Origin of the sequence: Flammeovirga sp. SubArs3 (assembly GCF_947387565.1) — a bacterium.
Classification (GTDB): Bacteria; Bacteroidota; Bacteroidia; order Cytophagales; family Flammeovirgaceae; genus Flammeovirga; species Flammeovirga agarivorans.
Map to the genome: position 1 here is coordinate 431,328 of NZ_CANDOA010000002.1, position 20,960 is coordinate 452,287.

At 34.4% G+C, this 20,960-nt stretch carries 16 protein-coding genes; 8 read left to right on the top strand and 8 right to left on the bottom strand.

All coding sequences use genetic code 11. The features are described 5' to 3' along the window. Window positions 1–12 precede the first annotated feature (12 nt). The 3 genes from QL232_RS06305 to QL232_RS06315 all read left to right on the top strand — a co-directional run bounded on the left by QL232_RS06305 (window position 13) and on the right by QL232_RS06315 (window position 1,812). Window positions 13–993 (top strand): polyprenyl synthetase family protein, encoded by a 981-nt coding sequence (locus tag QL232_RS06305; RefSeq protein WP_281613488.1) that lies wholly within the window; start codon window positions 13–15, stop codon window positions 991–993. Window positions 994–1,157: 164 nt separating this feature from the next. Then, complete coding sequence (locus tag QL232_RS06310; protein ID WP_281613489.1) at window positions 1,158–1,457, top strand: hypothetical protein; 300 nt, start codon at window positions 1,158–1,160, stop codon at window positions 1,455–1,457. Between the two features lie 67 nt (window positions 1,458–1,524). Next, window positions 1,525–1,812, top strand: coding sequence for a hypothetical protein (locus QL232_RS06315; protein ID WP_168880609.1), 288 nt, complete (start codon window positions 1,525–1,527; stop codon window positions 1,810–1,812). Window positions 1,813–1,926: 114 nt separating this feature from the next. Here QL232_RS06315 and QL232_RS06320 read toward each other — a convergent pair whose 3' ends face one another. From QL232_RS06320 to QL232_RS06340, 5 genes are all read right to left on the bottom strand, one after another. After that, window positions 1,927–2,526 carry a superoxide dismutase gene (locus QL232_RS06320; protein WP_168880610.1) on the bottom strand — a complete coding sequence of 200 codons (600 nt, stop codon included), beginning with the start codon at window positions 2,524–2,526 and terminating at the stop codon, window positions 1,927–1,929. A 182-nt stretch (window positions 2,527–2,708) separates the two neighbouring features. Beyond that, on the bottom strand, window positions 2,709–3,083 hold the full coding sequence (locus QL232_RS06325; protein WP_168880611.1) for a n-acetylglutamate synthase: 375 nt from the start codon (window positions 3,081–3,083) through the stop codon (window positions 2,709–2,711). Window positions 3,084–3,137: 54 nt separating this feature from the next. Continuing rightward, a complete protein-coding gene (locus QL232_RS06330) occupies window positions 3,138–4,199 on the bottom strand; it encodes a hypothetical protein (protein ID WP_281613490.1) in 1,062 nt (353 codons plus the stop codon). Between the two features lie 84 nt (window positions 4,200–4,283). Continuing rightward, window positions 4,284–6,707, bottom strand: coding sequence for an AAA family ATPase (locus QL232_RS06335; protein ID WP_168880613.1), 2,424 nt, complete (start codon window positions 6,705–6,707; stop codon window positions 4,284–4,286). Between the two features lie 214 nt (window positions 6,708–6,921). After that, window positions 6,922–7,347 (bottom strand): (4Fe-4S)-binding protein, encoded by a 426-nt coding sequence (locus QL232_RS06340; RefSeq protein ID WP_168880614.1) that lies wholly within the window; start codon window positions 7,345–7,347, stop codon window positions 6,922–6,924. Between the two features lie 153 nt (window positions 7,348–7,500). On the opposite strand from QL232_RS06340, the gene QL232_RS06345 reads away from it, so the two are divergent. Further along, the gene (locus QL232_RS06345; RefSeq protein WP_281613491.1) at window positions 7,501–8,952 is read left to right on the top strand and encodes a TIGR00341 family protein; all 1,452 of its coding nucleotides are present in this window, start codon (window positions 7,501–7,503) and stop codon (window positions 8,950–8,952) included. Between the two features lie 63 nt (window positions 8,953–9,015). Here the strand turns inward: QL232_RS06345 and QL232_RS06350 are convergent, their stop codons facing one another. The 3 genes from QL232_RS06350 to QL232_RS06360 all read right to left on the bottom strand — a co-directional run bounded on the left by QL232_RS06350 (window position 9,016) and on the right by QL232_RS06360 (window position 12,438). Then, window positions 9,016–9,534 carry a hypothetical protein gene (locus QL232_RS06350; protein WP_168880616.1) on the bottom strand — a complete coding sequence of 173 codons (519 nt, stop codon included), beginning with the start codon at window positions 9,532–9,534 and terminating at the stop codon, window positions 9,016–9,018. Window positions 9,535–9,745: 211 nt separating this feature from the next. Further along, window positions 9,746–10,969 (bottom strand): solute carrier family 23 protein, encoded by a 1,224-nt coding sequence (locus tag QL232_RS06355; protein ID WP_281613492.1) that lies wholly within the window; start codon window positions 10,967–10,969, stop codon window positions 9,746–9,748. 197 nt (window positions 10,970–11,166) lie between these two features. Continuing rightward, window positions 11,167–12,438, bottom strand: a complete 1,272-nt coding sequence (locus tag QL232_RS06360; RefSeq protein ID WP_281613493.1) for a metallophosphoesterase — start codon at window positions 12,436–12,438, stop codon at window positions 11,167–11,169. Between the two features lie 451 nt (window positions 12,439–12,889). Between QL232_RS06360 and QL232_RS06365 the strand changes: the two genes are divergently transcribed. The 4 genes from QL232_RS06365 to QL232_RS06380 all read left to right on the top strand — a co-directional run bounded on the left by QL232_RS06365 (window position 12,890) and on the right by QL232_RS06380 (window position 20,943). Then, window positions 12,890–15,847, top strand: a complete 2,958-nt coding sequence (locus QL232_RS06365; protein WP_281613494.1) for a TonB-dependent receptor — start codon at window positions 12,890–12,892, stop codon at window positions 15,845–15,847. Window positions 15,848–15,945: 98 nt separating this feature from the next. Continuing rightward, window positions 15,946–17,415, top strand: coding sequence for a RagB/SusD family nutrient uptake outer membrane protein (locus QL232_RS06370; protein ID WP_281613495.1), 1,470 nt, complete (start codon window positions 15,946–15,948; stop codon window positions 17,413–17,415). A 218-nt stretch (window positions 17,416–17,633) separates the two neighbouring features. Continuing rightward, a complete protein-coding gene (locus QL232_RS06375) occupies window positions 17,634–18,566 on the top strand; it encodes a PKD domain-containing protein (protein ID WP_281613496.1) in 933 nt (310 codons plus the stop codon). Between the two features lie 67 nt (window positions 18,567–18,633). Continuing rightward, window positions 18,634–20,943 (top strand): T9SS type A sorting domain-containing protein, encoded by a 2,310-nt coding sequence (locus QL232_RS06380; protein ID WP_281613497.1) that lies wholly within the window; start codon window positions 18,634–18,636, stop codon window positions 20,941–20,943. Window positions 20,944–20,960: the final 17 nt, after the last annotated feature.

Sequence of the window (20,960 nt, forward strand, 5' to 3'; positions counted from 1 at the left end):
ATCATTTTTTATATGGCATCATTTGATTTAAAAGAGGCAGCCCAGTTGCTGGCAGATGAACTTGAACAACAAAAATTCGGAGAGGCTCCGGAAACATTATATGCACCATTAAGGTATATCCTTTCGTTGGGCGGTAAGCGTCTTAGACCTGCTTTAACGCTGTTAGGTTGCTACCTTTTTGATGACGATTACAAAAAAGCAATAGATCCTGCTATTGGAGTAGAAGTGTTCCATAACTTTACTTTAATGCATGATGATATCATGGACGAAGCACCTCTTAGAAGAGGGAAGATGACAGTTCATGAAAAATGGAATTCTAATGTTGCTATTTTATCTGGCGATGTGATGTTTGTACGTTCGTATGAATATATCTCTAATGTTGAGGATAAGATATTAAGACAAGCATTAGCACTATTTAATAAGTGTGCAGCTGAAGTTTGCGAAGGACAGCAATTCGACATGGATTTCGAAGAGAGAGAAACTGTTGGAGAAGAAGAATATATCGAAATGATACGTTTAAAAACGGCCGTTTTGATAGGTTTCGCATTACGTTTAGGTGCCTTAATCGGTGGAGCTACAGACGAACAATCGAAAGTAGTTGAAGAATTTGGCGTTAACGTTGGATTAGGTTTCCAGCTTAAGGATGATATTCTTGATGTTTACGCAGATCAAGATAAGTTCGGTAAGCAAGTCGGAGGTGATATTATCTCTAACAAAAAGACATTAATGTTAATTAAGGCTTTAAAACAAGCGGAAGGTGCTGATGCTGTAGAACTTCAAAATTGGTTAGTAGCTAAAGATTTTGATAAAGAAGAAAAAGTAGCGGCTGTAACTGATATCTATAACAGATTAGGTATTAGAGAAATGGCGACAGAAAAATCCAATGAGTATTTTACAAAAGGATTTGCTGCTTTAGAAAACCTTGATGTACCTGAAGACAGAAAGAATCTGTTAAAAGAATTTGGTGTTTATCTCCAAAACCGAGATCATTAAATTTCAGGTATAATTTATAAAGTAAAAAAGCCATCCTTTCCTAGTGAAAGGGTGGCTTTTTGTCTTTTATTAATCAAGGTAATTAGTTCTATGCACATAGACTGCATTTCGGGTACATAAATTGCAAAAGTTATATTTTCCTTTTGTTTCACCAAACGTTTTATATGCAGAAAACGCACAAGTTGCACCAAGAGATTTTCGACCTTCTTATTCAAGAAGGATTAAAAGGAGATCAACTAGAAAAAGAAGTACAAAGCTTCATTATGAAAAACTTGGATTGGAAATTTATCGAGAAATTCGATTTAGAAAATCCAGATGCTCCCAAAGGAGGGATTCCGATACCTTTGAAAGAAGAGCTTTATGACAAAGTCAGAGCGAAACAATCAGAGTTGAACCGGATGAGAACTAATGAATCTGCACTTCGATTCCTCCATCGTAACTTTTTAAATTTGGATCAGAATTAACAGAGAGTGCCAAGTGCGGCACCCTACTTCGAAAATAAAATTTATGTGATATTAAAATGATTCTGATTTGAGAAAATTTATACCATTACATCAAACTATTTTAGAAGACTGTTTATTCATTTCTGAGAAAATTGAAAGCCTAAGGAAAACGAATTCAGCAATTCTTAGTCATTTTATTGATGAGGAAGCGATGAAAAATATGAAAGTTGACCCGAACAGGCCACAAAGAGTTCCTATTCGCAAGGAGATGGAAGGTGAATTTGTAAAACGATTAAACGAAATCCAATGTTTGGAAGGTAGGTTGGATGATCTGAAGTATTTACATCAGGCAATCTACAGTCCACACCAAAATTAGGAAATGAAAAGGCCCTGCTTCATTTGGAGTAGGGCCTTTTAAAACTAAAAAGCCTTGATCAGATTGCTCCGACCAAGGCTTTATATGATTACAACAAATGTTGATTATTGCGAACTATTTTGCAGCTGCAAAACGCTTAGCTACTTCTTCCCAGTTTACAACGTTCCAGAATGCAGAGATGTAATCTGGACGACGGTTTTGGTAGTTTAAGTAGTATGCATGCTCCCAAACGTCAAGGCCTAAGATTGGTGTTCCACCGCACTCACCTTTCATTAATGGGTTATCTTGGTTTGCAGTTGAGCAAACAGATACAGCACCATCTTTAACACATAACCAAGCCCAACCTGAACCGAAACGAGTAGCTGCAGCATTAGCAAATTCTTCTTTGAATTTGTCGAATGAACCAAATGCAGCGTCGATTGCAGAAGCTAACTCACCTGAAGGAGCACCACCACCGTTTGGTGAAAGGATTGTCCAGAATAAGTTGTGGTTATAGTATCCACCACCGTTATTTCTTACAGCACCTGATAAGTTGTCTGCAGATAATAAATCTTCGATAGATTTGTCAGCGTCAGCTGTACCCTCAATAGCACCGTTTAATTTTGCTGTGTATGCAGCGTGGTGTTTTGAGTGGTGAATTTCCATTGTACGAGCGTCGAAATGTGGCTCTAATGCGTCATAAGCATATGGAAGTTGAGGTAATTCGAATGCCATTTTTTTAAGTTTTATGTTTTAAGTATAATGTTTTAAAGTTGGATAAGCGATAAAAGCATTTTGATGAGCTAGATCACTTTTTAATCGCCATCGAATTTAGCTAATTCATCTTGAAAAGTGAATTATTCTTGAATGAAAAAATCTATACCCCTATAAATTTTATCAATGCACTATCCTTTAAACTAGAAAATAGGGTTCAAATTGTCTTTTTCGACCATTTCGATCAATTCAGAAGTACCTTTAGACAAATCACCAGATGTCCATTGCCACTCTTCCTTAAGGTGTAAAGTACCACTCTCATCTGTGAAAGGAGTAGATTTACAGAAGCCTGTCATGATCTCATGTTGAAGGTTCACATGTTGGTAGTTGAACTCTAAAGTACCATCATTTTTGATGACACCTGTAAGTGTACCCATTCTGATACTAGGTCCGTGGTAAGTAGCCCAAATGACATCACCGCCTTGTCGGTAATGAAAAAAAGTTTGTCCATCCACTTCACCATTGTCTGTATTGGAAATTGCTCTGAAACGTTTGTTGTGAAAATTAATCTTTTCCATAAGTGTTGTTAGTAATAATAAGTCTTGAGTGTTTTCAGAGCCGAATATACTATCTTATGCCGTTTTATTTCCTACTAGAATGGTATTTTTTAGTTCTCCTCCAATTGCTGAGTTATTTTGACTAGCCATTTTTAAAATATATCTAGCTTCTCTCAATCTTTGGTTTACAGCACCCCATACCGAACTTTTTGTTTCTGTTGGTGGTTCTTCCTGATAATACGACTGGAAGTCTTTCTGTTGATAGAAAATAGGGAATAACATCAAGTTGGTATTCTTACTTACTTGTTGTCTTCTCATGTAAGTAAAGGAATGGCCTGAATGTATCCATAGATAGTTTGTAAAGATATTTCTATCGTGATTTTTGTTACTTTCCGTTTTTACAACACAAACTTCAATCTCATAAGGACGTTTTAGTTTGTTTTTTAACTCCCATTCTAAATACTTTTTCATAGAAGCAGGTTTATCTCTTAACTCCACACCAATAAGTGTAAGCTGATAAACTTTTGATTCTAACTTTTCAGGTAAAAGGGAATTAAGCATTGGAATTAGGTTTTCATCCATCTCTCCAAGGTCTTTTAAAAGGTAATTATCAATAATGACCATAGAGTTATGTGGATGTCTGAATCGTTCCAATTGATTCCAGTTTTCGAAACGTTTTACCGCTCCTCTGTCTTTTGTGACATTATATAATGACCAATTGAACATAAAACCACCTTTCTGACGAATTCTATTCGCGTTCAAAGTAATTAAGCCCAATTGATTTTCTAGTTCCTCACACTCCGAGTTGCTTTTATCTAAGAAAAACATCGTTTGAGGCATGCTATTATTACTCACTTCTTCTAGGTTATCAAACGCATCTTTTTCACAGCGTAATGAAGAACCTCCAGAAGAAGCACTTTTCAACATCTTTTTGATATATGGGTTAGTTTTGCTCATCATAGACAATTCTGTCGGATCAACATCTAACCTTAAATCTGCTTGTTTGTTGATAAATGAATAGAAGTCCATCCATGATCGGCTCCATTCCATATCGTCTAATTCGTCTTCAATAGAAGGACGTTTAGAGAAGAAAGCAGTAAGTGAATTTATATTTGCGTAAGTCGTTATTCTTTCCATGGTCGTCGTGATTTGTAAGTAAGAAAAATGGAGGAAAATAGTAGAGTGTAGAAGTAGCCGAAAATCGTCAACCTCCAATAGTTACTACATCTGTTTTAAATGGAACAGTTCAATGGCAATGTTGTCCGCTTCATCAAAGAAGCCTTCTCCAAATTCATTGTCCAATTCTCCATCTTTCATGATGTTCAGCAGTTGTACTTGTGGTTTCCCTTCAGGTACACGCTCAGGGTTATATAAATAATATATTTTGGACTCATAAGGAGTGATTTTCCTTTTCGCTGTCCAGTATTGTAGCTTTCTGATGAGATATTCTGAGTGAGTCTCAATCAAAAAGTTTGTTTGATATCTGTAAGATGCATCAATAATTAAATCGGCCAATTTCGATTGCATTTTTGGATGCAGATTGGTCTCAGGTTCTTCAATTAATAATGATCTATGTTCATCTAAAGCAATTTTTAATAGGATAGGAAGCAGTTGTGATATACCATAACCTAAATCGGCTAAATCCAATTGGTGGCCTCTTTTGTTCGTAATGACTACATCATTTGCAATTCCTTTTACCGAGTTGATGGTAATATCATGACCGATTTCAAACTCTCTAATCCAGTGTTTTACAAAATCTTGCGCTTTTTGATCTGCATTTTTTGCAAATTCAAACAACAGCTGTGATAGTACACTAGACTCTGTGTGAAGCATAATACGTTTGGTACTTCCTCTTTGCGCTTCTAGTAATCCAAAGTTGAATAACTTACCACAAGATTTGAAGATATGTTTGATCCCTTGAACACCTTCTTCTAAGCATTTTAAGAATGAACCTCTTAATACTTTATCAACATCAATTTCATATAATTTATGGAATTCTTCTGATGTTAAAGGCAGTTCTGGTAAGTGGTCTAAATCCTCCAATGAGTTTTCAGCCGTTTGAACATTAAGAATTCTTCTGTCATTGTTGTCTAATAATGGAAGGTCTCTTAACAGGAATCCGAGAGAAGCGACTTTAAAACCACTTCCATCTTCTTTTCTCTCTGCTAAAAACTTCATAAGATCACCTCTTTTAAAGAGGTTCACTTTCTTTATTTTAGATTGATGTTCAGTCATGTAAGCATTGAGTCTAGATCCTAAAAGGGATACGACTTTTTTATGCATTACTTCTTGAAGCACTTCTAATTTATCATTGTCAGTGATTCCTGTTTTTTCAGAAAGCTTACGTTTATCGATACTGAAATTTTTACGAACAGGAGTATGGATATCCATATGAGAACCGTATTCATATAAATTATTGATATCGAAGAAGCTTGTGAAAACAGGGATTTCTCCATCTGTTTTAAAATAGTCTCCTCTGTGGTTGGCAGCTAATAGGTAGCTATTACCGTTTTCACTACCTACGTAATGAAGACTACCGTTACTTAATGGAGAATACAAAAGCTTTCTTTTTCCTGTAAATCTTTCTGAATAAGAAAGGCTGATATTACATAATTTTCCTTCTTGACTATCATAACTCAACTCTAAGAAAAGTCTTTCAGTAGTATTTACACCTACAGGCTTAAATGTATAGATAATACCATCATCCTGGATATTCAATAAGTCTTTTACCAAAGGAGACATTGGTATATCCATTTCTAGCCAAGAAACAACGGCAGACCTTAATTCTTCAACATCAGTGATGTTATTTTTTTCAATAAGATCTTTCCATCTTTGGTTATGCTTTTTTGTTTGCTCCTTACCTCTGGTAGGAGTTGGTTTTGCATCTGTTAAATGGTGAAGTTTTTTCACTCCAATAAGCTCATGAGCCCTATGTTTTGCATACCAAGCTTTTTTAATCAGATCGGCAAAAAATGCTCGATCGATATTACTTGGGATATTGAGGGCAACATCTACCGGAATTTCTAAATCTTGAAGTTTTAAAATTACCTTATTGGCTTCACCAAAAAGCATTTCAATATTTTCTACGGTAATTCTATGTTCAAAAGCGATGTTCAATAACTTATGAAGAATAGCTCTTATAGTAGAAGAATATTGGATTTCGCCAGATCTAGTTAATTTCTGAATATGGCGAATCATATCTTGTGACCTGTTGATCAACACACCTCTAAGAAAGTACATCCAATTTTTCCAATTGGGTATTTTCATTAAATCAGAAAATGTCTCTACATTTTTTAGGTCTGCAAATGCAATAGAGATATTTCTTTGGCCTAATTCAAATCTTTTGAACGGTGCAGTACCCGGCTGAGGAGCGAATTCCAACATAAATGTGATGGGCTTCTCAGGATCAGTATCATGATTTCTTGCTTTATCGATATTACCAAGGTTATGGTATGGACCTCTAAAGTCAAGTTCTTCTAATCGGTTTTTAGCACCATTATCCTGAAGCAATAGTAAAGCTTTAAACAACGAACTCTTTCCACTACTGTTTGTACCTGTAAGCACATTAATAGGGGAGAAATTAAAAGTCGTACGTTCTTTGAATACTCTAAAGTTTTCTAAGGTCAGGCTTTTGATATTGGCCATATGATGAGTTTATTAAATCAGTCCACAAAATGATACTATTCTCTTTTAGGATATCAGAATAGTAATTTAAAAGGAAGAAAGATTGATAATAAGTACAGCTTATTATTATAGTATTAGGTTCCTCTTGTTTGTGCAAATATAGAAGATTACCACTCTTTAAACAAGTGTTAATCTTCTGTAAGTGCAATATTTATCAATTACTTTAAAATTCTTTTTAATCCGCCTTAAATCCTGCTTTTACATGATTACCGTCACAATACGGTTTGTTATTGGAATGTCCACAACGACAAAGTGCTACTTGTTTATCTCCAAGGTTTTCTGTTTTTCCCGAAATTGTTATGTCAATATTTCCTTTAACGAGAACGGGACCATCTTTTAAAACATTGATTTCTACAGAAGGAGTAGTTGAAGTATCTGTCTCATCACTTTTCAATGACAATGCTCCAGAAGGACAATTTTTTACTGTCTTGATAATATCAAATGTTTCTCCATTAGACATGTTAACCCAAGGTCTATTAGATGGGTTAAACACATTGGGTAAAGCTTGAAAACATTTGGTAGAGTGGATACATAAATCAGGCTGCCAAAGTATTTCAATATCTCCATTAGAATAAGTACGGGTAGTGGGTTTATCGCTCATAGTGTGCTTTGCTTTGTGTTAAATAACAATAAATATCTTTAATTTGGGTATCGTAAAAATTTATTATACGTATGTGTCTTCATTAATTTACGTATAAAAATTTTCATAGCAAACTGATACTATAAACATTAATATATCCATAAGTTATTACCAATGAGTGAGAATAATGTATCGGGGTTTATGAGGTCTTTTAGGAAATTAGCTGTTGATACACTAAGTATAAGAGAAGGATCCGACCCCACTGCTACCATAGAGGGTATTAAAAAAGATATGACTTTTAAAGGTCCAGGAGCATGGATTTTGATTTTTTCAATCCTGATAGCTTCTATTGGCCTTAATGCAAATTCGACTGCTGTAATTATTGGAGCCATGCTTATTTCTCCACTAATGGGGCCAATCATCGCTGTGGGTACTGCTATTGGTATCAACGATCTGGAGATGATGAGAAGAGCATTCAAAAACTTAATGATTGCGGTTGTGATTAGTTTGATTACTTCAACAATTTACTTTTCCATCACTCCATTAAATGTCGAGCAATCTGAATTACTGGCGAGAACAAAACCCACCATATTAGATGTGTTTGTGGCTATTCTTGGCGGTTTCTCTGGTATTATTGCGGGTTCCAGAAGAGAGAAGAGTAATGTTATTCCAGGTGTGGCTATTGCAACAGCCTTGATGCCACCACTATGTACTGCAGGCTTTGGTTTGGCGAATGGAATGTATAATTATTTCTTTGGTGCCTTTTATCTATTTTTCATTAACTCTGTATTTATTACTTTGTCCACATACATTGTTGTTAAGTACCTGAGATTTCCGATGAAAAGTTTCATTGATAGACGTAAATACAGAAGGTATCAGTTTTTCTTTGGAGTATTTATCGCAGTTGTAATTATGCCATCTGCAGTGATATTCTATCAGATGATTCAAGAAACACGATTTAAGATTGCTTCCGAAAGGTTTATCACAGAAAACACCAAGTTTAAAGGCAGTGAATTAATTACTCAAAAAGTGGTGTATACTGATAGTATTTCAACCATCGATCTATATTATATGGGAAATAGAATATCAGATGATATGGAATTATTTCTTAATGATAAAACGAGAAGTTATGGTCTTGCAGCAAAAGATGATGATTTTTTCCCTCTAACAAAGAAAACCATTATTAAGATTCACCAGCAGGAAGGTGCTGAGTTTGGAGAAGGTGAAGCAACAAAAATGATGGAAGCATATACGAAAGATCTTCATATTCAATTACTCAAAGATGTATACACCAAAAATGAAGAGTTGATTGAAGATAAAGATGCCAAGATCAAGTTATTGGAAAAGAAAATTTATGATATGAGTAAAGTAAAAATCGATACTTTTCCGGTTCATCAATTATCTAGAGAAATACGATTACAATTTCCTGACGTAGAAAAATATGCTGTATCTAGAGTTCAGGTACAGACATGGGAAGGAGATTCTCTTATGGTAAATAACTTACCGGTCTTGTTGGTAGACTTGGGTAAGAAATCACATAAAAAAGAGAAAGAGTATATCGATCAGCTACAAACTTGGATTAGAGTGAGGCTAAATAATAAGGCAATAAAAGTGATGAAACTATAAACGTCTCATCACTTAACGAAAAGTATATAGATAGTTTAAATAGCACTGTAAGAAATTACGGTGCTAATTTTCTCCTAATAAATTCCTTTTTGTAGCCATCTGATTTAGCATATATTTCTTATCCGATTCACTTTTTACAATGTGATTAGTAATTGAAAACCGGTTCTGATAATCATTTAGCTCTACATGAGGCTTAATTTTTATCGTTGAAGGAAAATGCCAAACAGAGAAGTTGATCGAAAGGTATTTGATCATCTGGACGTCATCTTTGAGTTTATAAAAATGCTCAAAAATTTCAGGCTTGTTAAATAGATAAGCAAATTCTTTACTCATCCAATAATAGTAATCTGCCCAACTTTCGATAGGGTAGTACTCTTCGCCTGAAACGTAATAATCAAACACAAGATTGCTTTGTGATAAAGAATCACTTTTAATGCCTCTTCCTGTAATGTGTGGTGGAGGGCTTTTAGAGAACGCATTGTAGCTACTAAATTCGTTTGCTTGAATTTCTACATATTCTAAATCTTGAGAATACACAATATGAAGTACAAACAATAGTGCTAATGTTGGTAATAATCGCATGAGAAAAGAAATGTAAGTAATCTATAATAGAAAGTAGAGTATCTAAATATTGTAAAAAAATAGCAGAAATAATAGTAACTAATTATTTTTCATGTAGTTATATAAGAAATGTGATAAAAAAATCCTCAATTATTTCAATATGTAATAATTGAGGATTTCATTTTTTGCTAACTTCTAAAAACTAGGGGAGTTGATTGAAAATAGCTTCTAATTAAATATCTTTTGGTAGGACTTTATTTAATACAACACCGACTAAAGCAGCAATAGTTAAACCTGATACTGTGATACTATTGTAGACTGCAACTTCCTTTATACCAATGCCTAATACAAATATCAATGCGGCAATGATTAAGTTTCTAGAGTGATTGAAATCTAGTTTTGCAGAAATTAGAGTACGAACACCCACTGCGGCTATCATACCAAATAATATAATTGAGATACCACCCATTACAGGTACAGGTATTGTTTGAAGTATTGCACCGACTTTACCAATTAGGCTTAGTAAAATTGCGAATACAGCAGCAATACGTATTACTGAAGGGTCATAAACTTTTGTGACAGCAAGTACGCCAGTATTTTCACCGTATGTAGTGTTAGCAGGACCTCCGATGAGACCAGCAAAGATGGTTGCCAATCCATCTCCTAACATGGTTTTATGAATACCAGGTTTCTTTAAAAAGTTTTTTCCAACAACAGCACCGTTCGTTGTAATATCACCAATGTGTTCTATAAATACTACCAATGCAATTGGGGCAATAGCGAAGAAGCCTGACGTAGTAAAGTGAGGTATTGTTAAGACCTGATCTACTACTTCACCAGAGAAGCCAAACCAATGAGCTTCTTTTACTGCAGTAAAATCTACTAATCCCATAAAAGCGGCAGTAATATATCCTACAACTACAGAGATAAGAATAGGCATCATTCTGAAGAATGAATGTTGTACCATGGACGAAATGACCATTGTTGTAATGACCACAAGTGCAATGATTAAACTAGAGTTATCAAAGGCACCATCATTATAACCTACCATTTCTAAAGCTACGGGGCTTAGTCTTAAACCAATCACCATAATAGTAGGGCCTATAACAATAGGAGGGAAATAGGACTGTACTACTTTTACTCCAAATTTTTTAATGACGAAGGACATGATCACATATACAAGTCCGGCACCAATGATTCCGGCTTTAACTTCTGCGAGCCCTTCTTGTTTTAATACTAAACCAATAGCACCAATAAAAGCGAAAGAAGATCCCAAGAATACAGGGACAATTTTGTTAGTAACTTGATGGAAGATTAAAGTACCACACCCGGCTGCAAATAATGCGATTAATGGGTTTAAACCAGTAAGAAAAGGAACCAACACTGTTGCACCAAACATGGCGAGTACATGTTGAATACCCAAAAGATATTGCGTTTTGCCTGTTATTTTATCCATTTGATTGAGCTTTATGAAAATCGTACAAATCTATATCATTCCATCGCTACATTAAATGTCCAAAGTCAATATGTTGTAAATTGTTATGATATTTTTTTGTCAATAGCGGTAATGTTCAGCACAATAAAAAAGCACAATAATTAATTGAAATTATTGTGCTTTAATGTATATAACATCCTTTTTACAGGATATAATTCTTAAGCATTCTGTTGTTTTGAAGTCAAAATGATTTCAGTAATTTCTGGGTCCATACCGATACGACCAGCATATGCATGGTAACCAAACCCTCTGTTTACATACAACTTTTGTTTTCCTTTTTCATATAAACCAGCCCATCTAGGATATTTATATTGAACAGGACTCCATTTTATACCAGGTATTTCAATACCGAATTGCATACCATGTGTATGTCCTGCAAGCATTAAGTCCATGTCTTTATGATTTAAAACTTCAGCATCCCAATGTGATGGATCATGAGAAAGTAATACTTTAAAAGGAACATTTTCTAACCCTTGATTGGCTCTATTAATATCACCTAATTGAGGGAATGGTTTTAAGCCCCAGTTTTCAACTCCTACAATGGCGATTTTTTCACCATCTTTTTCTAATACTCTATTTTCGTTCAAAAGTAAATCAAACCCTATATCTCTATTGGCTTGTTTTACATTATCAAGATTTTGTTTTTTCTCTTCTCTAGAATTCCATTGTACATAATCTCCGTAATCGTGGTTACCAAGAATAGAATACATACCATGTTTTGCCTTTAGATTTTTGAAAACATCTATCCAACCCTCTGTTTCGGAAGCAAAGTTGTTCACTAAGTCACCAGTAAAGACAATAACATCTGGTTTTCTACTATTAATAAGTTCAACTGCTTTCGCAACAGATTCATGTCCTTTAGGAAAACTCCCAATATGTATATCAGAAATCTGAATAATTTTTAGACCTTCAAAAGCTGCAGGTAGATTGTCAAAACCTAATGTTTTTCTAATTACTCTAAAGTTGAACCTACCTTTTGTAAAGCCATAGGCAAATGCCCCCAGTGGTACAGTAGCTAAACCAGCTCCAACTAGAGTTAAGAATTTGGCCCTACTCATTCCATCACCAGCAAAGTTGGTTTTGGACCCGAAAACATTATGGTACACTTTCGAAGCTAAGTAGGTAATATCATCCGCCCCATGAAAAATATTGAAAACCAATTTTGTCATAAATGCCATTAAGATAAAGGCATTAATAGAGAAAATAATATTAGTGTATTCAGGAGCTCTAAACTTATCTGCATTTAGTGCTAGCCAGCCTACAGCGAAGTAAACGAGAAAATTGAAAAACCAGAATCCTCCAATGGATAATTGACGATAAATGGGTTTAATATTTTCAGTAATTAATTTAATGCCTTTAAAGGCGTATAGGTCAATAGCTAAAATTATGGAAATAAAGATCCCCATAAATATTAATACTCGACTATTCATTCTTTATAGTTGGTTAATTTGACATTTATCTTGTTTAAACAACTTTTATACTAAAGAAATATAACTGACAAATTGTCTGAATAGTTTTCCAATAAAGTAGAATATGAAAATTCTATCTTTATCATTTATCGAAGTCGAATAATTTATATTGACCACTATACCTAATTGATGAATTTGTGAGATGCCCCTCTTTTTCTTATCTGAAATTAACACAAAATCCCTTTTTTTTGAATGATAGTGATACACAGTGTGTCCACTTTTTACTGAAATTGAAATTCAAATAAATTGTTTATAATCAGTATTTTGTGTTGTTTTTGGTTCCACATATATCCACTTTTTTATTTTATAAGTGTAAAATTGATATTTAATCTATCTACATTTGAATCAGTTAATGACCGGTTTAAAATAAATAACAGAAGATCTTTTTTAACTATATGATTTAATATAAACTATGTTAGATTTTAAAATACCAAAAATAGGAGTGGGCATTTTAATAAGCTCTCTATTATTACTCTTTAATCAGACAATATATGCTCAACAATCTTCTCTATCTGGTAAAGTATCTGATAAAGAAGGGAATCCTATTCCAGGAGTAAGTATTATAATAAAGGGTACTAACAATGGAGTAATTACAGACTTTGACGGAGAATACAAAATAATGAACTATAAGCCTGGTGACATATTAGTTTATAGTTATGTAGGTATGCAAACGTTGGAAGAAAGTATAAACTCAAGAACAAGAATTGAAGTTGAATTATTGGAAGACTTAGTTCAACTAGAAGAACTCATTGTAGTAGGCTATGGAGCACAAGATAAAAAAGACATTACAGGTGCTGTCGGAATGGCAACAAGCGAAGATTTTGTAGATCGTCCAAATTCTCAAATTGGTAGTTTATTACAAGGGAAAGTAGCAGGTGTTCAGATTGCATCGTCATCTGGTAGCCCTTCTCAGCAATTAAGTTTAAGGATTAGAGGAACTAACTCTTTTACGGGTAGTAGTGAACCGTTATATGTAATTGACGGAGTGCCAACTACAGACACAAAGTCATTAAATCCTTCAGATATTGAAAGTATTACGGTATTAAAAGATGCCGCATCTGCTGCTATTTATGGTGCCCAAGGTGGTAATGGTGTTGTATTAATCACCACAAAGCAAGGAACGACTTCTGAAACAAGAGTGACATTAGATGCTTATGCAGGTATGTCTCAGGTGTGGAGAAAGTTAGATGTATTGGATGGTGCTCAATATAGAGACTTAATGACCGAAATGGGATATACAACAGATTGGAGTCAGTATAATGAAAATACCAATTGGCAAGATGAAATATTTCAGGATGGAGTTACTCAAAACTATCAGTTAGGGGTTTCAGGAAAGAATGGAGGAACTACTTACTACATGTCTGGAGGTTGGACTAGTATTGTAGGAGCAGTAAGAAGTTCTGAAATGCAAAGAGCCAATGTAAAAGTAAATCTAGATCAAGAAATATATAATTGGTTGAAAATTGGAACTCGATTGAATTATTCAGATTACAATGATGTATCTGTAAACGATAATTCTTCTAGTGACAGAGGAGGAGTTTTACTTGGTGCATTAAACACACCATCTGTGATAGGTATTTATAATCCTGATGGAACTTTTACAAGTAACCCTTTCCAGAATTGGGAAAACCCAATAGCAAGTACTGATGGTACAGATAGAAATTATAACAAGCAACGTTTTTTAGGTAATGCCTATGTAGAAGTAAAAATACTCAATGATTTAAAGTTTAGAAGTAATCTAGGCATAGAACAAAGTACAGGGAAATTTGAATCTTTCTTGGATCCATATAGAACAAGTTATGGTAGAGCTATTCAAGGTGAAGGAAATAGCAACATAGATCAATATAAATATCAAATTTTTGATAACCTTCTTACTTACAATAAGTCGATCAATAAGCATAATATTGAAGCGATGGTAGGTCATGTTTATCAGAAATTCTTGTGGAGTGAAAATAGAGTAACAACAAGAAACTTTGCAAGTGATAGAATAAAAACGGCGAATGGAGGATCTGAATTGGTAGAAGCGACAGCATTCGCTACAGAAAAAGCAAACCTTTCTTATATCAGTAGATTAAACTATGCTTTTGATGATAAATATCTATTAACTGCCAATTTTAGAGCAGATGGTTCTAGTGTCTTTGGTCCAAATAACCGTTGGGGGTATTTTCCTTCTGTATCTGTAGGTTGGAGGATAAGTGAAGAGGCTTTTTTACAAGAATCTGAAAAAATCAGCAATTTAAAATTGAGAATGGGCTGGGGTGTTGTTGGTAACGATAACGTTGGATCGTATGCGTACTTGGGCCGAGTAGGTTCAGGTGCAAATTATGTGATTGGCAACCAATTGTTACCTGGTACTTATCCTTCTACTATTGAAAATAAGGATTTGCAATGGGAACAATCAGAACAAAAGAACATAGGTTTAGACTTAGGGTTGTTTGAAGGAAGAGTGGAGTTGAATGTTGATGCTTATATCAAGAATACAAACCAATTGCTTATCGATGCACCACTTCCAACATCCTCAGGTTTTGAAAGTGCTATACAAAACCTTGGTGAGTTAGAAAATAAAGGTATGGAGTTTAACCTGACTACGGTTAATATCAATAAAAAAGGATGGGATTGGAGAACAAATTTCAATATATCATTCAATAGAAATAAAGTAGTAAGTCTTGAAGGAGGTGATAAATTTGGAGGTTATATCCATGATAGAGATAACGCCGGATTAGCAAGAGAAGGATATCCTTTGGGAACATTGTTTGGTTATGTATTCGATAAAGTAGACCCAGTAACTGGTAATGCAATGTACTTAACTAAAGATGGAGAAAGTACGGATAATCCATCAACGGAAGACCGAACAATTATTGGTGATGCAAATCCTGACTTCTTCTATGGGATGACTAATACAGTTACTTACAAAGGATTTAGCTTAACTGTATTCTTACAAGGAGCACAAGGAAAAGAGATGCTGAATGCTACTCGAATTGATTCTGAAAGTATGAATTCTCCAAGGAACCAATTGGCTATTGTTGAAAATAGATGGAAAAAACCAGGTGATTTTACAAACATACCTGCTTTTGAGAGAAACGGAGGAACAAATAATTCAAGAGTATCTACAAGGTTTATTGAAGATGGTTCATATTTAAGACTTAAGACACTATCACTGGCCTACAGTTTCCCAACTTTAGAAAACAGTAAATATGTGAAAGGGATGAAACTATATGTAACCGGTGAAAACCTATTTACAATTACAGATTATAGTGGTTTTGATCCAGAAGTAAATACTTATGGAGGAAGTAATCTTGCTATGGGTATTGATTATGGTACTTACCCTCAAACAAGAACTATTTTGGTAGGTCTAAACCTTACACTTTAGTGATATTAAAAAGAACTTTCAAGCCATTTTTTAACGTTGAGAAGTGCTCCAATTTTATCAAAATAGATGAAGCTTCTTCAATTAAATAGAAATCAAATATGAAAAATACATTAATAGGATTACTACTGATATTAGGGCTCACCCAATGCCATAGTTTGATAGATTTAGACCCTATTTCAGAAGAAACTCGAGATACAGCCTACGTAAAAGGGACTCAATTAGAAGCAGCATTAGTAGGTCTTTACAGCACATTTGCAAGCTCAGAATATTATATCTGGGATAAAATGAATATGCAGGATATGAGAGCTGATAATCACTATGCAGGAGGAGATACTCCAGACCTTTTTGCTATTGATGCCTTAAATATCACACCAACAAATAGCAGGTTATTTGAAATTTGGAAAAACTTATATGATGCAATTTCAAAAGCAAATAATTTAATAGAAAAAGCAGAACAGTTGGATGACCCTTCATTCTCAGAAGAACGTCTTTCACAAATTTCAGGAGAAGCTTATTTTCTTAGAGCATATCACTATTATAACCTGGTGAATATGTTTGGTGGAGTACCGTTAGTCACTGAATTTACTACTTCTGTAGATAACGAGAAGTTACAAGTAAAAAGAGCTACCGTAAAAGAAGTCTATGCTCAGATAATAAAAGATTTAGAAATTGCAATATCATTACTCCCGGATAGTTTTGGTAATGACAATAGTGTAAATAAAGCAAGAGCAACTTCAGGGGCAGCAAATGCAATGTTGGCTAAGGCTTATCTCCAAATGCCATCTCCGAATTATCAGAAGGCATTAGTATACATTAAGGCTGTAGAAGAAAGTACTGCAAATTATCAGCTAATTGATTATGGACATTTATTTGATGGAACACACCAAAATAATGCTGAATCTATTTTAGAAATACAGTTTATGGGACCTAATGCAGGCAGTTTTGGTCCTCAATTACTATTACCACCATCAATTTCTGGAGATACTTGGAGAAAGTTTTTAACACCTTCTCATGACTTAATTAATGCTTACAATGCAGAAAATGATAATGTAAGATTAAATGCTTCGGTATTGTTTGAAGCTGTAGATTGGTCTGATGAATATTGGGGAAATACTTCAGGAACTTCGATTCCATTCTCTTACAAATGGAAAAATGCTTCTGGTTGGCAAAGTTCAGACAATACTTACTTGTTACGATTTGCTGATATTGTATTATTAAAAGCGGAGGCATTAGCACACACAGGGGCATTAGTAGAAGCAGCAAATGAAGTGGATAAAATCCGAAGAAGAGTTGGACTTCAAGGGTTGACTAGTGATAAAAAATCTGATAAAGAATCTTTATTGCAGGCAATTTTAGATGAAAGACGATTAGAACTTGCTGCTGAAGGACACCGATGGGATGACTTGGTAAGATTTGGAAAAGTGGTTTCTACTATGAACAATTTAGTTGAAATAGATTTAAGAACAGGTGAAGCAGTAAACTATAATATGACAGAGAATAAGATTCTGCTTCCAATTCCTCAGCAAGAAATTGATCGAAACCCTAACTTGGATCAAAACCCAATGTAGACGGCAACCAATAGAAAAATTAATCAATCCTTTTTTAAAAAACTAAAGAGCTTTTACAAACGGGATAGATGAATACTATGGAGTGAGTTGATTACACTGATACACAATTTATTTTCTTTTTTCTTTCAAAAAGAGACTTGAAGCATACACCCTAATGATTAGAAAGTTGCTATCAAAGAATTAAGATTTTAATAGGGCAAACAACAACTAAAATAAAAATGAAGACAATGAATTATTTTGTAAAAATTAGTGCATATGCACTTTTATTAGGATCACTTTCATGTTCATCAGATGATACTGAAATGGAAGGACCAATGCCAGTGGCAAATTTCACATATGAGATATCTGAAGAAAATGACGGAACTGTAACCTTTACATCAAGTAGTGAAAACAAAGTAACTAGTGTTTGGGATTTTGGTGATGGTTCTGATATATCTCAAGAGGATCACCCCATCCACACTTATTTAGAAACAGGTACTTATGAAGTTTCTTTAACTGCTATCGGGGAAACTTCATCAGATATTATGGTGAAACAAGTCGATGTTGTTATTGAAGAAGACAATGGTGGTTTTGGTGATAACTTGGTAACATCTGGCGATATGACCGATGAAACTGCTTGGACACTAAGACAAGTATGGGCAGATGAAGGAAATGAAATATTACATGAATTTATAGATGAAACTTTTGTATTTGATATCCCTGAAGGTAATGAGTACTCATCTTCTTTCTTTTATCAAAAAGTAAGTGGTCTGGAAGCAGGAAAAACTTATCAGTTTAATGCTCATGTAAAAAGTTCTGGAACAAGTTCTGTTTGGTTTGAAGTACACTTTGGAAATGAAGACCCTGAGTCTGGAGCTTATGAAGGTGGTGCAAGAGTGTATATGTCAAGTTTTGGAGGAGAAGGTTCTACTTGTAGTGTTGATGCTTTTGATGGAGATATTAATGCCATTTCTCAAAATGGTTGTGCTAATCCAGATGAAAGCGAAAAACTAATTAATGCTGATGGTACATTTACTTTAACAGCTGAAGAGTTAACAGAAGACGGCTCAATTTACCTGGTATTTAAAGTAGGTTCAGGTTGGGGAACTGTTAACTTTGGTGATGAAGGAATAGCATTGGATGAAGTAAGTATCAAAGAGGTACTTGACTAAACAAAATAGTTAAAAGAAACTTGCCCAACTCGGTAACGAGTTGGGCAAAAACTAAAATTTAAATTAAATGCGTTTCGTACTTATTATTGTAGGCTTATTCTTGTCGTTAGCTCCAAAAGTACAAGCTCAACAAGAAGAGTTATTTTCAGATCAATTCACTTCTTTAAGAGAAGGTTGGAAACCTTTGTCTTTAAGTGGAGCCTCTGGAGAATTTAAGATAGAGAATAACTTACTAAAAGCCACTCCAGAGAATAACAATGGTATCTATGGAACATACTATCAAACACAATCTTTCGATGGCCACTTTTATGTTGATGTGGAAATTGTTGAAGATCAATCTGTAGGTTTAGTACTTCTTAGCGATAAAGAGGGTACACCAGATACAGATAATTATACAATGATGTATGTGACGACAGACGATGAAGGTCGTTCTGTAATAGAGATAAATGATAAACAAAACGGACAAGCGAATGTATTAGATAATACCAATAAAGTAAATAAAGAGCGTTACAAACAAACGCTTACAGGAACTACTTATTCTGTACCATTTACTTCTACAGCTAAAAAACTTAGAATTATACGACATGCTTCTGAACGTTTCTTCCATTTCTACTACGCAGTAGCAAAAGAAATTGAGGGAGAAACAGCAGAAAATTGGATGGAATTATCGCCATCAAAAGAATGGTTATCTGCTGATGCTCATTACTATGTGGGTTTAGTAGGGATTGAAGGAGAAGGTCAGTTTGATAAAGTAACAGTAACTAAAACACCACTAAATGATCGTAGTGATGTCAATACTGGTTTTAAAGCCACTTGGAGAGATTACAATTGGTCGGGTTATTTTGGAGATGCCTTGGTCATTACTTTTGGAAATGATTTCGAGGAATCTGCAAACGATAGAAAGTTCGTTTTCTGGGAACAATTAAATTATATTCCAGCATGGCATCTAAACAACGAAACGCAATATTCTTACGAGTTTGTAGAAACTTGGGGTGGTGGTTCTGAAGGATGTTTTGAACCTATGTCAGATCGATTATTACGCTACTCTAAAGTAGAATTGATTGAAGATAATGAGGTGAGAAAAGTGGTGCATTGGCACTATGTTTTAATGGATCCAGATTATAATGTTCCAGATTATCAAAACGGATCTGATATGCCGGAAGTGGACGAATATTATACCATTTATGCGGATGGATCTATCATTAGAGAAATTCAATATACGCCTAAGTTAGATACCAATTTTAGAAATTGGCATGAGTTAACTGAACCTATGGTGATTGCAGGAAATAACAATTGGCCAAAAGACCTATTGGAAAATCCTGCATTAACTACCTACACTATCTTTGATGATAAAAAGACAACTTATTCTTTAAGAGGAGATACTCATTTCACTCACGAAAACGCATTAGGTCCCACTGTTTTAATAGGTCATATTAAGGATGCACCAGATGTATTCAGTGCATTTTCTGATGATACCACTGTTCCAGAAACATACTCAGGGTATCAGTTAGATTATAAAATTGATTGGCACAACTTAAACCTCAATTTCGCCCATTGGCCTATTAATAAAGAACCGTACAGAGAGCCGCATAAATCTTGGGCCGATTGGAAAGAACAGATCGCTCATACCTCTTTGATTGGAATGGGTGTATATGGAGGTACTGATTGGAATGATAACTATCTAGAAAGAGAAAATGGTAGAAAGTATAGAAAGTGGTCGATGTTGGGAGGTCTTCTTTCAAAGAATTCTGTTGAAAAAGGAAAAGATTTAACCAATTCTTGGTTGTACTCAGGCTATGTGATATTGGCCAATGATTCAAGTAGATACATTGGCTATGAAAGAGACGATAAAACCTTTGAGTTTACAGCATTAGAAGAAAAAGCAGCTGCTTATTTTGATTTATCGCCTGATAAAAAATTGATTAACCCAGTATTTAAAATCAACAATTGGAGAGATCAAGAAGTATATATCAATTTAGATGGTAAGAATGTGGATCCTTCTGAATTTGTGATCGCAAAAGATGGTGATGCATTAATCTTATTACTAAAGAAAGAAATCAGTAAAAAAGCTGAAATCAGTATAACGAGCTCAGAACTAGAGGAAGTAGAACCTCCATTAAGTTCTGATGATATCGATCTGGGATTTAATATTCAAGTATATCCTAACCCAGTATCAGGAGATTTTTTTAGAATAGACGTTAGTGAAGAAAATGACTTTGAACTCAAATTGATGGATGCAAATGGGAAAGTGATTTTGCAAGACATAATGAGTTCTACAAGCAAAAAAGTTAGTACTGTTGGTTTGACAAAAGGCGTCTACATTCTGAAAATGCAAACAGATAAAATATTTATCACCAAAAGAATACTAGTACTATAATAGGTTGTATTCCTAAG